The sequence below is a fragment of the Niabella aurantiaca DSM 17617 genome (genome assembly GCF_000374125.1).
GTDB lineage: Bacteria > Bacteroidota > Bacteroidia > Chitinophagales > Chitinophagaceae > Niabella > Niabella aurantiaca.
Genome location: NZ_KB893645.1, coordinates 345,599 through 361,130, shown reverse-complemented (window position 1 = coordinate 361,130; position 15,532 = coordinate 345,599). Strand labels below are relative to the sequence as shown.

General features: G+C 49.0%; 12 protein-coding genes and 1 tRNA gene. 10 read left to right on the top strand and 3 right to left on the bottom strand.

Annotation, left to right across the window (positions count from 1 at the left end; all coding sequences use genetic code 11):
• Both B160_RS0122815 and B160_RS0122800 read left to right on the top strand, forming a co-directional pair.
• The coding region (locus B160_RS0122815) for a transposase (protein ID WP_018628988.1) at positions 1–270 on the top strand (270 nt) is incomplete at its 5' end.
• A gap of 828 nt (positions 271–1,098) precedes the next feature.
• Positions 1,099–1,482 (top strand): hypothetical protein, encoded by a 384-nt coding sequence (locus tag B160_RS0122800; RefSeq protein ID WP_018630265.1) that lies wholly within the window; start codon positions 1,099–1,101, stop codon positions 1,480–1,482.
• 628 nt (positions 1,483–2,110) lie between these two features.
• Here the strand turns inward: B160_RS0122800 and B160_RS0122790 are convergent.
• A tRNA-Val gene (locus B160_RS0122790) sits at positions 2,111–2,188 on the bottom strand.
• Positions 2,189–2,323: 135 nt separating this feature from the next.
• Between B160_RS0122790 and B160_RS0122785 the strand changes: the two genes are divergently transcribed.
• Positions 2,324–2,869 carry a DNA-3-methyladenine glycosylase I gene (locus tag B160_RS0122785; protein WP_026309959.1) on the top strand — a complete coding sequence of 182 codons (546 nt, stop codon included), beginning with the start codon at positions 2,324–2,326 and terminating at the stop codon, positions 2,867–2,869.
• Positions 2,870–2,884: 15 nt separating this feature from the next.
• Here B160_RS0122785 and B160_RS0122780 read toward each other — a convergent pair whose 3' ends face one another.
• Positions 2,885–4,411, bottom strand: a complete 1,527-nt coding sequence (locus B160_RS0122780; RefSeq protein WP_026309958.1) for a sulfatase family protein — start codon at positions 4,409–4,411, stop codon at positions 2,885–2,887.
• Positions 4,412–4,783: 372 nt separating this feature from the next.
• On the opposite strand from B160_RS0122780, the gene B160_RS0122770 reads away from it, so the two are divergent.
• The 6 genes from B160_RS0122770 (at position 4,784) to B160_RS0122725 (ending at position 11,131) form a co-directional block, all read left to right on the top strand.
• On the top strand, positions 4,784–6,271 hold the full coding sequence (locus B160_RS0122770) for an arylsulfatase (protein WP_040680342.1): 1,488 nt from the start codon (positions 4,784–4,786) through the stop codon (positions 6,269–6,271).
• A 643-nt stretch (positions 6,272–6,914) separates the two neighbouring features.
• Positions 6,915–7,445: a DinB family protein gene (locus B160_RS0122755; RefSeq protein ID WP_018630257.1), complete on the top strand. Its 531-nt coding sequence runs from the start codon at positions 6,915–6,917 to the stop codon at positions 7,443–7,445.
• Positions 7,446–8,363 (top strand): hypothetical protein, encoded by a 918-nt coding sequence (locus tag B160_RS0122750; protein WP_018630256.1) that lies wholly within the window; start codon positions 7,446–7,448, stop codon positions 8,361–8,363.
• On the top strand, positions 8,360–9,040 hold the full coding sequence (locus B160_RS0122745; RefSeq protein WP_018630255.1) for an ABC transporter ATP-binding protein: 681 nt from the start codon (positions 8,360–8,362) through the stop codon (positions 9,038–9,040). The genes B160_RS0122750 and B160_RS0122745 overlap by 4 nt, the downstream gene beginning before the upstream one ends.
• 545 nt (positions 9,041–9,585) lie before the next feature.
• Positions 9,586–10,464 carry a methylated-DNA--[protein]-cysteine S-methyltransferase gene (locus tag B160_RS0122735; RefSeq protein ID WP_018630253.1) on the top strand — a complete coding sequence of 293 codons (879 nt, stop codon included), beginning with the start codon at positions 9,586–9,588 and terminating at the stop codon, positions 10,462–10,464.
• Positions 10,465–10,549: 85 nt separating this feature from the next.
• The gene (locus tag B160_RS0122725) at positions 10,550–11,131 is read left to right on the top strand and encodes an alpha-ketoglutarate-dependent dioxygenase AlkB family protein (RefSeq protein ID WP_018630251.1); all 582 of its coding nucleotides are present in this window, start codon (positions 10,550–10,552) and stop codon (positions 11,129–11,131) included.
• A gap of 158 nt (positions 11,132–11,289) precedes the next feature.
• On the opposite strand, the gene B160_RS0122720 is transcribed toward B160_RS0122725, so the two are convergent.
• Positions 11,290–13,347 (bottom strand): M13 family metallopeptidase, encoded by a 2,058-nt coding sequence (locus B160_RS0122720; protein ID WP_018630250.1) that lies wholly within the window; start codon positions 13,345–13,347, stop codon positions 11,290–11,292.
• A 346-nt stretch (positions 13,348–13,693) separates the two neighbouring features.
• On the opposite strand from B160_RS0122720, the gene B160_RS0122710 reads away from it, so the two are divergent.
• Positions 13,694–15,532, top strand: coding sequence for a type VI secretion system Vgr family protein (locus B160_RS0122710; RefSeq protein WP_018630248.1), 1,839 nt, complete (start codon positions 13,694–13,696; stop codon positions 15,530–15,532).

The window sequence follows — 15,532 nt, the reverse complement described above, 5'->3', positions numbered from 1 at the left end:
ATTTTTTCCAATTGTACGGCTAAAATAATCGCATTCAAAAAACTGGCCCTCTGGTATAATGAAGTGGAAGATTCCGGATTAAAAGTATTTCGAACGGTGGCCAGATCCATTGAAACCCATCATCAAAGTATCCTTAATTATTTTAATAATCGAAGCACCAATGCAGCGGCAGAATCTTTTAACGCTAAAATTAAGGCCTTCAGAGCCGCTGCAAGAGGGGTAAGAGATATTAACTTTTTCCTATTCAGACTCGCTAATATTTATGCCTGATCCCCCAATTTTTCAACCTGATCCCTTTTTTGTTATAAAAGCTATAAAAACAGCCCCCTTGGCAACCGGATGAAATGTATCAGGGGTGCAAGCCCGGAACCAGCCCTGGTCTAAGGATGCACGCCGCGAACCTAGCCTTTCAATTAAAGCACTTCCAAAGAAAGATGAAAAAGCCCGATGATCCTTTAGCGGCATTACGGGTTTCCGTAAACACAAACCCAAAAAACTTTAGCTTTGCATAAAGCCCCGGGTTATTGATTCACACAAAACCGAAACGATTGCAAAACATAATCATTTTTTACCCCGCTACAGTATTTACCTCCTCTAATGGAAGGGAGATCCCCCCGGAACCCTTTCAACAACATGCTACGCTTCGACCGGAAATAGCTATTATAGTGGACCCGTTCCCCTTTCAAAACAGCGGTTGGAACAAGGATGCTATCAGACAAAAAGTGTCGCTAAACAACCTGGATAATATATCGGTCAGGCGCGGAACCCGGGGATTGCATGATAGGGTTCTTTTTGAGCTCAAAGGCGTTATTGCGACCGGAGACAAAAAACATTCATATGTAGCGCCGTGTATGTATCGCAACAGGTACCTGGAAATAACTCCGGCAATGCAGTATGAGATATCGGTATCCGGGTCGTTTCCAAAAGCAGCCTTGGATCCGTTGTCTGAAGGATCTGTTTTTTTGATGACAGGCCGGGCTGTTCATATAAAAGAACCTGCCGATAATATTACAAACCGGAGATACAGCTTCCCTACGGACAAATATCGAAACCCTCATTCCATTTAAATATTCTAATTAGCCCCAAAACTCAATCATTATGTACGATTCAGCCACATCATTAGAAATCCCCGTATCGTTTTACATTGCTCTTATTCTCTCATTGACAATATCGCTGGTCATAGCGCACGTTATCATTAAGTCTGCGATAGAATCTGCTCTAAAACCATCCATCGAGCAGATAAGTTCTGAGATAACGAGGTTAATAACTACGGTCAGGGCAATTGCGCTCAAAAAGGGAATAAACAATGCAGACCTGGACGAATATTTTATCGATCATGAATCCTTTAACAGAGCCGTAAGTAAGATCCGGCATTACGAACAGCTGGTAGCTGAAATCAGCCTTCCCGAAAATAAAGAAACGTACGAAAGAAAGATCGCTGAGTTAAAAATCACGCTGGACAATCTTGCTTCTAAAATATAGACATATCAACGCAGTTCCCTCTTTCAGATCTTTTCTTACGGCCACAGCATGTACAAATACATAGACAAAAAAGCGAAACAAAATTTTTCTTCTTTTTAATACCTGCTGTTTAAGCTATCGATCCACCGCAGGCTGTCGGGGTAGGGCAAGCCGTATTTTTTAAAATCTTCGGGAAGAATCAAAAGATGCACTTGGTCGTATTTTTTGGAATACATAGCTGAAAAATAGTGGTCAACCAAATATCTTCCTACCCTATAGGGTACGTCTGTGGGAATAGACCGTATCTTTTCCCGGCCGTCAATAATAATAGCGCAGCTGAATACGGACTGTGAATATCTATAGTAATAAAAAGTACTTTTTATGTAGACATTCCTAATTAATGCTCCCTTTCCAAGGTCTTTTTGAACAGTTCGTCCATGCAAAATCCAACAGATGAAAAGCGCCAATATCGAAAAGCAGAGCAATATGGGAAAATGTTTTTTCATGCTACGAACCTGATTGATCTACTCCCATACCTGAGCAAAGAATCATTTTTCACTCCTCACCTTTTCACTCGATCCGTATAAAATACAGACGTAAAACACAGGCATAAAAAAAGGGCTTCATAAACTGAAACCCTCTAAAATATTGGTGGGAGTTGACGGGTTCGAACCGCCGACCCTCTGCTTGTAAGGCAGATGCTCTGAACCAGCTGAGCTAAACTCCCGATATGTCAATGGCTTCTTCTGAAGCCTCTTTATCCCTGTTTTACAGCGTGTTGTCCTGTAAATGGATTGCAAAGATAAGGTTATGTCATTTAAACTTCAAAATATTTTTCAAAAAAAATGTTGCATTTTGCAGCATGTCATTTTACTGCACATTTGTCAGGGAAAAAGGTAAGGGCACCGTCCACGAAACCTATCACGATACCGAATATGGCTTCCCGCTGGAATCGGATAATGAACTATTTGCGCGCCTGGTATTGGAGATCAACCAGGCGGGGCTGAGCTGGGAAACCATCCTGAAAAAGAAAGAAGCTTTTTACAAAGCCTTTGACCGGTTCGACATCCTTAAAGTGAGCAGGTACAAACAGAAAAAATTCGATGTCCTGATGCAGGATGCCGGCATCATCCGCAACCGGTTAAAAATTAATGCCGCCATTGAAAACGCAAAAGTGATCCTGTCCCTTCAAAAGGAATTCGGATCTTTTAAAAACTGGCTGGATCAGCACCATCCCAAAACAAAAGAAGAATGGGTAAAGCTGTTCAAAAAGCACTTTAAATTCACCGGGGGCGAGATCGTAAACGAATTTTTAATGAGCACCGGGTATTTGCCGGGCTGCCATGCTGAAGATTGTCCCACCTATAAAAAGATCGTGAAAAAAAAGCCCATGTGGCTGCGGCAATAACGTGGCAGCAGCGCGCTATTCTTCCATGGTCCTTTTCAGTAGCGCCTTCAGCTCCTGTACCCGCTGCGGATATTTCCCGGCAAGATTGACGCGCTCGCCCGGATCCTTCTTCAGGTTGTATAACTGATCCTGCGCACTGTACCCGGTTTCTATATTTACAGCACTCATCAGCGCCGGGCCTTTGGATGGTGTCATATACTTCCAGCCGTCTTTTACAATGCTCAATGCATGGTTGCCCGGCTGTTCAATGATAAAGTTGCGATCCCGGCTGCTTTTGCCCAATAAGGTAGTGAGGTAATCCCGGCTGTCGGTAAACTCTCCTGCCGGCAACCGGACACCCAGCAGCGAAGCAAAGGAAGCCATCAGATCCACCTGGCTTACCAGCGCAGCGGACCGCTTACCTGCAGCAACCCTGGCGGGCCACTGTACAATAAACGGCACCCGGGTACCCGCTTCAAAAGCGCTGTACTTGCCTCCCCGGTAAATCCCCCCCGGCCTGTGATCCAGCGCTGCGGCCGTTTCCGCAGACTGATCCAGGTATCCGTCGTTCAATACCGGGCCATTGTCGCTGCTGAAAATAACCACCGTATTGCGCAGCAACCCTCTTTCTTTGAGGGCATTCATCATAACGCCCACGCTGTGATCCATTTCCAGGATCACATCTCCCCTGTAGCCCAGTTTGCTTTTTCCTTTAAAGGCCGTACCGGGCATGCGCGGCACATGAATGTTATGAATGGCGTAATAAAGAAAGAACGGCTTTTTCTCTTTCATGCTCCGGTCAATGAAGTCCAGGGCTTTATTGCTGAAAACATATCCCAGCTCCTCATCCGTCCATTCACTGCGCCTGCCGCCTTTCATGAACCCGATCCGCCCGATCCCGTTCACAATATGGCCGTCGTGCCCCTGCCGGGGATCATTGTGCTGCTTCAACAGTTCCGGGTGCGCTTTCCCCGTCAGCTCCCCGGGAAACGCTTTGCGATAATCTACCGCAATCGGATCGTTCTTTTCCAACCCCAACGCCTGCTGGTTTTCCATAAAAATCGTAGGAACCCTGTCGGCCGTTGCCGGGAAAATAAATGAATAATTAAATCCTACTTCCCGCGGGCCGGGAGTTACTTCCCTGTTCCAGTCCACCGGCGACCGGTTACCCAGGCCCAGGTGCCATTTCCCTACCACACCCGTCAGATATCCAGCCTGCTGAAAGACCTTGGGCAGCGTAGTGATATTGGTAGGGATCACCAGGTTGGCGTCTCCCGGCAGGATATTTGTTCCCTCCTTGCGCCAGGCATACCGGCCGGTAAGCAAGGAATACCGCGAGGGTGTACAGGTTGAGGCCGTTGCATGTGCATTCGAAAAATTAATGCCGTTTTGCGCCAGCCGGTCAATATGAGGCGTAGGCACGATCCGGGCACCATTACAGCTCAGGTCCCCGTAACCCAGGTCATCCGTATAAATGATCAGTACATTCGGACGGTTCGCTGTTTGCGCAAATACAGTATGCATCCCCAGCAGCAACGCCATGCTCAAAAAGATCTTCTTCATTTTTAAAACAGTTTTACCCGGATGCCTGCATTTCTTCTTTCCGGCCGGTGCACCGGCCTTTAGCATCCGCTTTAAAAAAATCCGGGAGCTCCATCCGGAAAACATGCCTGTGTATGATTGCAGCAAACAAATACGTTGATGAATAGCCCGCAGGCGAAGATAGATTTTTAAACCGTTTGACCGTGCATCCCCTTCTTTTTTGTGCACTCGATTGCACAGCAGCTTCCCCAACAGAAACCCTAACTTTAGCATGTTTGTCATACAATACCGGCAATGCCGGGCATCTTTTTTAATCAGCCGCCATGCCCATCCATTGCTGGTTCCGGAAGCCGGAACAAACAGCTTTAAAAAAACTAATAAGATATGATCATCATGAAAAAGGTAATCCTGTTTTTATTCAGTACGCTTCTTTCTGCGGCCGCTATCCATGCGCAATCCCCGCCCAATGTCATTTATATTTATGCGGATGATATGGGATATGGCGAGCTGGGATGCTATGGGCAGCAAAAGATCAAAACGCCCCATTTGGACCATATGGCAGCCGAAGGAATGCGGTTCACACAACACTACTCCGGAACCCCGGTATGCGCTCCTGCCCGCTGCATGTTGCTGACGGGAAAAAACGGGGGGCATTCCTATATCAGGGGCAACTATGAACTGGGAGGCTTCCCCGATAGTCTTGAAGGTGGCCAGATGCCCTTGCCGGAAGGTACATTTACCCTGGGGCACCTCTTTAAGGATGCAGGTTATGCCACCGCCGCCATCGGCAAGTGGGGATTGGGATCTGCGCATACCACCGGCCATCCGCTGTTGCAGGGATTTGATTACTTTTATGGATACCTTGATCAAAAACAGGCGCACAATTATTACCCTACGCACCTCTGGGAAAACCAGGCATGGGATACACTGAACAATCCCGACATCTGGGTGCACCGCGCGCTCAACCCCCAGACAGCTACGGATAAGGACTTCGATTATTTCAAAGGCAATGAGTATTCTGTTGATAAGATGACGGAAAAGGCGGTAGCGTTCATCCGCAAACACAAACAGCAGCCGTTCTTTCTTTACCTGCCCTACACCATCCCGCACGTGTCTCTCCAGGTTCCGGAGAAATACATCAATATGTACAAAGGGCAGTTTGATGAAAAGCCTTACTACGGGCAGCGGGGCTACGCCGCATCCAAATACCCTTTGTCTACCTATGCCGGCATGATCACCTGTCTCGACGACCAGGTAGGCATCATCATGAACGCGGTCAAAAAACTGGGACTGGATCAAAACACCATTATCCTGTTCTCCAGCGATAACGGGGCTACCTTTAACGGCGGCGTTGATGCCGCGTTCTTCAACAGCGTACAGGGATTGCGCGGCCTGAAAATGGACATCTACGAAGGCGGTTTCCGGGAACCGTTCATTGCCCGGTGGCCGGGAAAGATCCCGGCAGGAAAAACCAGCAGCCTGCTTTCCGTGCAATACGATATGATGCCTACGTTTGCGGAGCTGACCGGACAACGGTTAACGCATGCGGTGAACGGCATCTCGCTTTTACCGGAGCTGCTGGGCAAGGGAAAGCAGCAGCAGCATCCCTATCTTTATTTCGAATATCCGGAAAAAGGAGGCCAGGTGGCCGTCCGGATCGGCAAATGGAAAGGGATACGCACCGGTATAAAGAAAAACAGGCAGGCGCCCTGGCAACTCTATAACCTGGAAACCGACGGCCATGAAAACAAAGATATTGCCGCACGGCATCCGGATATCATTCAGCAGATGCAGGCCATCGCATTGAAGGAGCATCAGCACCCCCATATCAAAGAATGGGAATTTATAGATCCCAAATTTGAACGGCCAAAAAATCCATAAGTCTTTCATTTGTCATGCCGGACTTGTTTCGGCATCTAATAATAGTTGCCTATCAATAGATTCTGAAACAAGCTCAGAATGACAACATGCTATAAAGTGACTTCTAATACAATCTCTTTAACGAAGCTGTAATTTCATAAGAGCCATCGGCACGGATCATTGTGCCCCGGACCTATGGCGCTCTGTTGCTCTTTTGGACGTATAAACGGATTAAAACCCGTTCTTACCGGATCTTTCGAGGCCATGCCTCTTTTGCTAAAATGATCGCTGAACCCCGTATGTCACAGATGACGGCTACAGCGAAGCCCCAAGTAGAGGCGATAAAAGCCGGTACCTTTGTGACGATAAGGATGCTCCCGGATCGTTTTTAAACAGCTTCTAAGAACAGGGTAACAGATCCTACCTTTTCCGGATCTATTGCCGTTGTTATCCCGAAGGGGTCTTTCTTATCCGCACGCACAGGACCGCCATCAGAACTGCAGGCCCTCCCCGGGGGAGAACGCTGCAAAAAACATTTTTTCTGAACGCATGCCTGCAGGACCACGACATGCCATCGTCCGGATCTGGAATGCATCCTTTTATAACGCGCCGAAACCATCTATGAGTTATATTTGTACCTCCACTTAGTTTAAACCAGTATAAAATGAACAAATCAGCCATCCATCCCATGCCCGGATATTTTGACCGTTACATCGATCAGGTGCCCGAAGACCTGGAAATGGTACCCGCCATTCAAAAAAGCATCCTGGACATTTACCAGCTGGATAAGGAAAAGGTCGCCAACCTGGGAGACCAGGTATATGCACCGGGCAAGTGGACGATAAAGCAGATCCTTTTACATATTGCCGATACAGAAAGAATATTTATTTACCGGGCCCTGCGCTTCGCAAGAAAAGACAGCACTCCTGTTCAGCCCTTCGAGGAAGATCTGTTTGCAGAAAACTCCAATGCCGGTGAACGCACGCTGGAGTCATTGCTCGACGAACTGGTAGCGGTACGCCAAAGCACGCTTGCCTTTTATAAGAATCTCAGCGACGAACAGCTTCTCTCGGTCGGCAACACCTATAACACGCAGATGTCGGTGCTGGCGGTAGGGTTCACCATTGTGGGTCACCAGACGCATCATTTCAGGATCATCGAAGACCGGTACTTCCCCTTGCTGAATGCGCAGTAAATGAATTTCTATTTCCGCTTACAATTCCGGATGCTCAACCGGCAGATAAAAGACTTTGGTCTGCGCCCCCTGTGGGGATGGCTTTTGGGGTCGGCTGGGTTCTTCCTTTTTTCCTGGCTGCTGTTTTCAAAAACAAGCGCAGCCATCTATCTGTATGTGCTTCTGGCAGCAGCATCGCTGGTACAGCTGGGCAACGGAAAAAGGACAGACTTCCTGAAGATCACTTTCCCGGAACGCTCTTTGCGCAGCATACGGATGGGCGAAAATGTCTTCGCCGTCATCCCTTTTGTGTTGTTCCTGCTCTACCGGAAGCAGGTGCTCCCCGCCCTACTGCTGTTACCCGGCGCGCTGCTGCTCAGCCTGATCCGTCATTCTGCAAATATCAATACTACAGTGCCCACACCTTTTGGCAAAAAACCTTTCGAGTTCCTTACCGGTTTCCGCCAATCGCTGCTCTTCATTTTTGCGGCTTACCTGCTGACAGGCATTGGTATTTTTGTCAATAATTTTCATCTTGGCCTGTTTGGCAGCGGGGTTGTCCTTTTGCTGGTCCTGTCGTTTTATACAAAGCCGGAGCCACTGTTTTACCTGTGGAACTTTTCCTTTACCCCCGGAAAATTCCTGAAGAAAAAAGTAAGCACCGCCATGGGGCATACCACCATTTTAACAGGTATCCCGTTTGCTGCAATGCTGATCGCCTATCCGGAAAAATGGTGGATGATCACCGGCATACTGCTGCTGGGCTACGGGTATGTGGCGCTGATCATATTGATCAAGTATACCGCGTACCCGGATGAGATCCCCCTGGTTCCCCTGCTTATTTTTTCCGCCAGCATTTTTTTTCCACCCCTGCTGCTGGGCCTGATCCCGCTTTTTTATTCCAGATCCGTTAACCGGTTAGCAACTTATCTTTCATGATCCGCATTGAATCCCTTTCTAAAAATTTCGGCAGCCATACCGTATTAAACAATATTTCGCTTACGTTTTCCACAGGGGGCGTATATGGCATTGTAGGCGAAAATGGCGCCGGTAAAACAACCCTGTTTAACTGCATTGCCGGCATGGAGTCATACCAGGGCCGGATCACCGCCGGCCACATGCCGCTGAAAAACCACCTGGGGTTCCTGCAAACAGAGCCCTTCTTCTTTTCAAAGATCACCGGGGAGGAATACCTCCGGCTGCTTTGTCATGCCCGTCATAAAACAGCCGCGCAGGTGCAGCAGCGGAATATCTTTGACCTGCCGCTGAACCAGTATGCGGCCACCTATTCCACGGGAATGAAAAAAAAGCTGGCTTTAATGGCGATCCTGATGCAGGAAAACGACTACTTTATTTTGGATGAGCCCTTTAACGGGGTCGATATACAGAGCAACCTGCTGATCACCGCCATCATCCAAAAGCTAAAGGCCCTGGGCAAAACCATCCTCATCTCTTCCCATATTTTTTCTACCCTCCGTGAAACCTGCGATGAGATACACCTGCTGCAAAACGGATCTTTTATAAAAAAAGTAGCCCGCGACAGCTTCGATTCGCTGGAGCAGGAAATGAAGCAGGTATCCATCGGAGGGAAGATCGAACAGATGGGGTTAAAATAAACCACAGACGCCGCCTGCAGCCGTTCGCTATTAATTAACCTGAGTTAAGTTTTTTTTGATAGAAAAATGGGAGTTTTGCTATACAAACAAAAACACAACTGGCTGCTTTAAAACAGATTGAATATACCATTATTCCGACATAAAAGATTGTGAATCTATCAAAGACAGCCGGGAGTGTTCCTCAGAACACTCTTTTTTTATCCCATTTATGAAAGGACCACAAGGAAACGCCTGTTTCCTATATGCCGGGGTTGTATCAAAAGCTTAATTGTTATATGCTGAATCTTCCATAGCGGGCCTCAATGCGGTGATGACAAACATTCCCGAAAACCGGAATCTGCTGCACCTTTCTTTTCCAGTTCCCGCCGGTCAGGCGGGAATGAAAAGTGGATTGATCTCCAATAGATTCAGAAAGGCCGCTCGCCGGGCGGAGGTTTAGAACGACAACCTACGATAAAGCCGCGTTGATACCCCCGTTAACAACGCAAGAAACGGGTTTCTTTTTACATAAATAGCAACCATCTTTGTGCTATAAATCATCAGCAATGAACGTACAAAATGAAATAAATTTCAACAGGGTTGCCAATGCGATCGAGTACATACGCAGCCATTTTAAAGACCAGCCCGGCCTTGAGGAAATTGCCCGGGCTGCCCACACCAGCCCCTATCATTTCCAGCGTATTTTTTCCGACTGGGCGGGTACCAGTCCTAAAAAATTCCTGCAATACATCAGCCTGGAACATGCCAAGCAGGTGCTCCGGACCAACCAGGCTTCTGTAGCAGATGCCGCCTTTGATACCGGACTCTCCGGCACCGGAAGGCTGCACGATCTTTTTGTTCATATCGAAGGCATGACACCCGCAGAATACAAAAACGGCGGCAGCAGCCTGGATATCCATTACAGCTTTGCCGAAAGCCCTTTCGGGAACCTGATCGTGGCATCCACCGCAAGGGGCATTTGTTATATGGCCTTTCACGAAGAAGAACCGGCTGCCCTGCAGGGGCTGAAACAACAATTTCCAAATGCCCGCTTTACGCAGAAAACAGACCTGTTGCAGCAAAACGCTTTGTTTATTTTTCAAAACAGCCAGGCCCAGCTGCACGAAATAAAACTGCATCTGAAGGGGACCGACTTTCAGCTTAAAGTATGGGAAAGCCTGCTGAAGATCCCCATGGGACAGCTGACCACCTATGGCACGCTGGCGGCCCGCATCGGGCAACCCAATGCCGCCCGTGCAGTGGGTTCTGCAATCGGGAGCAATCCCGTGGCCTACCTGATCCCCTGCCACCGCGTCATTCAGTCAACCGGTCATACCGGGGGCTATATGTGGGGACCGGCACGTAAGATGGCCATCATCGGGTGGGAACAGGCCCGTACCGAAATGAGCAATCAGAAAAGAGCAATGGCAGGTGACAAATTCTAAATGTCAAATTCCAAATATCAAATAACAAATACCAGGGAGCAAAAGCTGCGGCCGCTCTTTTTATATTTAAAATACAATATCTGTTATGCATAATTTATTGCCCTATGACGGCACGGTACACTACTATGGAAGGGCCCTTACAGCGGAAGCCGCGGATGCCTGTTTTCACACATTGATGAATACCATCGACTGGCGAAATGACGAAGCCGTCATCTTCGGAAAGAGGATCATTACCAAAAGAAAAGTGGCCTGGTATGGCAATAAAGATTTTACCTATACGTATTCCAACGCTACCAAAACCGCACTCCCCTGGACCAGAGAGCTACTGCAACTAAAAAAAATATGCGAAGCAAAAACAGGCGAGCATTATAATTCCTGCCTGCTCAATCTTTATCATACCGGTACCGAGGGCATGGCCTGGCACTGTGATGAAGAACGGGAGCTAAAGAAGAACGGCGCCATTGCATCGCTGAGCCTGGGTGCCGAAAGAAAATTTGCCTTCCGGCATAAGAGCACCGGGCTGCGGGTCGATTGTTTCCTGGAGCATGGAAGCCTGCTGGTAATGAAGGGCACTACACAAACCCACTGGCTGCATCGCCTGCCGCCTACAAAAAAAGTGCATACTGCCCGGATCAACCTTACATTCCGGACGATAGCGGAGCATTGAGAGCGGAGCATTGAGAATCGAGAATTGAGCCACCCACCTTTAGCTATCAGCCTTCAGCGCCTCTGCGTTCCTTTGCGTTGCGGCGTGAAACACTCCCAACAAAAAAGCCATCCTGACCGAATCAGGACGGCTCTTCTAACAAAATAAACAAAAACAAATCACCAAATCTTTGCCCGCTCATTTTCGGGTTTATACATTTTATCGCCCGGCTGCACATTGAAGGCTTTGTACCAGGGCTCAAAATTCGTCAGGGGACCCATTGCCCTCCATTCTGCGGGTGAATGCGGGTCAATTTTGATCAGCTGCCGGGCACGTTCCGGTGTTGCTTTTCCTCTCCATATCTGTCCCCAGCTCAGAAAGAAGCGCTGATCGGGCGTAAACCCGTCGATCAGCTCATTTCCCTGCCCCTGCTTTGTTTTTTTAAACGCATCATAGGCAATGGTAATACCTCCCAGATCGGCGATGTTCTCGCCCAGGGTCAGCGCGCCGTTGATGTGTACGGAATCCAGCACCGTGTATTTGTTGAACTGTTCTTCGACCATCTTTGTTTTTGCCTTGAACTTTTTCTCATCATCCGGGGTCCACCAGTTCTTTAGATTACCGTCTGCCGCGTATTGCGCGCCCTGGTCATCAAAGCCATGTGTCATTTCATGACCGATCACGGCTCCGATACCGCCGTAATTGACCGCATCATCCGCTCCAAAATCAAAGAAAGGGAATTGCAGGATTGCTGCAGGAAAAACGATCTCGTTAAACGCAGGATTGTAATACGCATTCACCGTATTGGGAGTCATGCCCCACTCCGTCCGGTCAACCGGTTTTCCCAGTTTTGCCCGGTCCCGTTTGAACTCAAAGGCTGCAGCATTCAAAACATTCTGTGCATAATCGTCCGGTGTGATCTCCAGGCCGGAATAATCTTTCCAGTGATCCGGATAGCCGATCTTTTTCATAAACGCCCCCAGCTTGGCCTCCGCTTTCTGCTTGGTTGCATCGCTCATCCAGTCCAGGTTCTTAATACGGTTGCTGAATGCATCCTGCAGGTTCTGCACCAGTTCCATCATCTTCTGTTTGGCCTCCGGCTTAAAATACCGGTCTACATACAGTTTGCCCAGCTGCTCTCCAATAGAGCCATTGATCACCTGCATTACCCGTTCCCAACGCGGTTTCTGCTGTTTTTGACCGCTTAAGGTCTTATCATAGAAATCAAACCGTGCCTCTTCAAACTGCCGTCCCAGGTACGGTGCCATATCCGAAAGCAGGTTATAGGTCAGGTAGGCCTTCCATACATCCAGCGGAGTGGAGGCAAGCAGGCCCGAAAGGGTTTTATAATACTGCGGCACCGTTACCAGCAGGGTATCTTCCCCGTGGATGCCCATTTGCGCAAATACGGCTTTCCAGGAGATGCCGGGTGTTTGCCGGGTAAACGCCTCCAGGCTGTATTTATTGTACATCTTTTGCGGATCCCGCATCTCCTTTGGATACAGGGAAGCCGCCGCCAGCTTTTGTTCCAGGCCAAAGATCGCCAGGGCATCCTTGCCGGCTGAAGCCGTATCTGCACCCCCCAGCTTCAGGATCTTTCCGATATATGCCCGGTATGCCTCCCGGTTCTTTTCGGCATCGGCATCCTTGTCGGTGTAGTAATCCTTTGAAGGCAATCCCAACCCGCCCTGTGTAAACTGCACGATGTTCCGGGAAACATTCTTATCATCAGGGCCGATGTAATTCGGCAGAACCGTTTGAAGCCCTGTTGTTCCGTTTGCTACGATCAGTTCCAGCAGCTGTTGTGGTGTACTGATGGCTTTTATGGCATCCAGCTGTTTTTGAAGAATCGAGCTGCCGGCTTTATCGATGGCCACGGTATCCATCCCGCTTTTATAAAATGCGGCCACATTGAACTGGGCCGTACCGGCAGCGGCTTTTTCTTTTACCACTTCTTCCAGCAGTGTATGTACAGACCGGTTCGTTTTATCGCGCAGCTCATCAAAGCTGCCCCACCGGGTCTTGTCGCCGGGGATGGGCGTCTTTTTGACCCAGGTCCCGTTGACGTAGAGAAAAAAATCATCCCCGGGTTTCACGGTCGTGTCCATATTGGCCCGGTCAAGGTAAGTAGTAGGCTTCTCTGCGGCCTGCCCATCCGGCTTACCTGGAGCAACACCGCACCCTGCCATACCGGTTGCAAGTACCGCACCTGCTACAACTATGTTTTTGTACTGCATATTGTTATCAATTGTCCGCCAAAGTTAATCATCTGCGGTTTTGCCCGCCAACTATTTATATAAACGGTACCGCCCATCCTCCGGACCGGCCGTTGCCGTATTTAATGGCCCAACATCAAGTTAATCCGGGTTAAGTTATTTTTAAACCACCCAAAACATTCCCTTCCGTTCTTATATTGGTACAAACTTTGTGTCGACAAACAGGCATTTCCTGCCGGATAAGAAATGTCCTTTTTATCCGACGGGAAAGCTTCCTGCCGGCAGCCCTCGAAAAAACCGGTGAAGCGCGCCAGTTCTTTTCAACAGATCCAGCGTATTCATTCCATAACCGACAAAAAACTTATTTATGGCCCAGCTCACCCAGCCCGTTTTCAGCATCAACGGGAAACCCATTGCCCAATTCACTGCTTTTTCATTAAACCAGGCGATCTTTGACCACCATCGCTTTACCCTTACCTGTCCCGCACAGACCATCGACGGCAAAACAGGCATCTTCCACACATCCAAGGACATGATCGGCGCCACCTTTGGCGCCCGCATTGCCGGTGTGGGTACCAAAAGCGGTCTGATGTTTAACGGGATCGTAACGGGGGTTGCAACCGCGCGTTTTTCCGGCCACCATGGCGATGTGATCATTACCGGCTACAGCCCCACCATCATCCTGGACAGCGGCCCTCACTGTAAAAGCTGGGAAAAAAAAGCCATCAAGAATATCGCCCAGGATGTATTGAAATTCTTTCCCCAGAATTTGCTCGAGCCCCGGATACATCCCTCATACGGAGAAACACTGGCCTATACGGTCCAGTATAAGGAAACAGCCTGGCAGTTTCTGCAGCGGCTGGCCGGTACCTATGGGGAATGGCTGTTCTGGGACGGCAGAAGTCTTCAGATCGGTCAGCCCGCAGACAACAAAAAGGCCAGTCTTGTTTACGGAAGCCACCTCAGTGGTTTTAACGTTGCCCTGCAGGCCCGGCCCACCCAAATGCAGATGATGGCCTGGGACTATATGAACAGCCAGATCTATACCAGCGAGCCGGCGGATATTGAGCAGAAAGCCGGGCTAAATCCCTGGGGAACACAGGTCTATCAATCCGGGCAAACCGTATACAGCACCCAGCCCAAGCTCTGGAATAACCAGTTCCTGACCAATAAAAAACAGCAGGACGACGTGCTGAATATGCGAAGTGCAATGGAAAGCAGCCGCATGGTGCGTTTTAACGGGCAAAGCGGTCATCCGGGGGTAGTCATCGGCGGCAAAGTGGAAATAAAAGGGAACAATGTATTCAGCAGCCAGACAGAAGGCTATGGCGACTACCAGATCGTGGCGGTCAGTCATTATGTAGATGCCCAGGGAAATTATGAGAACAATTTTGAAGCGGTGCCCGCAAGTATAAAGGTTCCGCCGGTTGCCGCCCCCGGCGAGCCCAATTGTGAAACACAGAGCGCTATCGTTACCGACAATAATGACTTCAACGGCCTCGGGCGCATCCGCGTAAAATTCCACTGGATGAACGGTGCCGAAAAAAGCCCCTGGATCCGTGTGACCACGCCCCATGCCGGCGGGGGAAAAGGGATGTTCCTGATCCCCGAAGTTGGGGAGGAAGTGATCGTTGGCTTTGAAGGCGACAGCGCCACCAAGCCCTATGTTATCGGCGCCGTTTATCACGGTCAGGCTAAGAACAGCTTTGGCAATTCCGGCAATGATGTAAAGACCTTTCAGAGCCGCAGCGGCTGCAAAATGGTGTTCAATGATAAGGATGGCAGTGCGCTGATATCTGACCAGGCAGGCAATATCACCATGCTGGATGGCGCCGGCAATATCTCCACCAAAAGCAGCCAGAGCATCCGGCTGGAATGCGGCAACGCCAGCATTACCCTCAAACAGGATGGTACCATTATCATCAACGGCAAAGAAATCACCACCAAGGGCGTCAATATAAAACAGACGGCCGACCAGAAGATCACCCATACAGCAAATGACATCCGGGTGCTTGCCGACACCCAGCTGATCGGCAAGGGAAAGACCACCGAGATCTCGGGAAGCGATACATTAGATCTGCGCTCAACAGCCCTGACCGCGCATGGATCCGCAAAATCAGATATTACCACAGATGGTGAGATGGTGGTGAGCGCCGCGGGAAATGTGGGTGTTACGGCAGGCGCCATCATCAAATTAAACGCATAA

Bases quoted from the DNA above. Each gene is read 5' to 3' on its own strand.
- B160_RS0122755 (WP_018630257.1), top strand. From the start codon at position 6,915: ATGAACAAATCAGCCATCCATCCCATGCCCGGATATTTTGACCGTTAC.
- B160_RS0122785 (WP_026309959.1), top strand. From the start codon at position 2,324: ATGTCATTTTACTGCACATTTGTCAGGGAAAAAGGTAAGGGCACCGTC.
- B160_RS0122735 (WP_018630253.1), top strand. From the start codon at position 9,586: ATGAACGTACAAAATGAAATAAATTTCAACAGGGTTGCCAATGCGATC.
- B160_RS0122750 (WP_018630256.1), top strand. From the start codon at position 7,446: ATGAATTTCTATTTCCGCTTACAATTCCGGATGCTCAACCGGCAGATA.
- B160_RS0122720 (WP_018630250.1), bottom strand. From the start codon at position 13,347: ATGCAGTACAAAAACATAGTTGTAGCAGGTGCGGTACTTGCAACCGGT.
- B160_RS0122710 (WP_018630248.1), top strand. From the start codon at position 13,694: ATGGCCCAGCTCACCCAGCCCGTTTTCAGCATCAACGGGAAACCCATT.
- B160_RS0122745 (WP_018630255.1), top strand. From the start codon at position 8,360: ATGATCCGCATTGAATCCCTTTCTAAAAATTTCGGCAGCCATACCGTA.
- B160_RS0122725 (WP_018630251.1), top strand. From the start codon at position 10,550: ATGCATAATTTATTGCCCTATGACGGCACGGTACACTACTATGGAAGG.
- B160_RS0122800 (WP_018630265.1), top strand. From the start codon at position 1,099: ATGTACGATTCAGCCACATCATTAGAAATCCCCGTATCGTTTTACATT.
- B160_RS0122770 (WP_040680342.1), top strand. From the start codon at position 4,784: ATGAAAAAGGTAATCCTGTTTTTATTCAGTACGCTTCTTTCTGCGGCC.
- B160_RS0122780 (WP_026309958.1), bottom strand. From the start codon at position 4,411: ATGAAGAAGATCTTTTTGAGCATGGCGTTGCTGCTGGGGATGCATACT.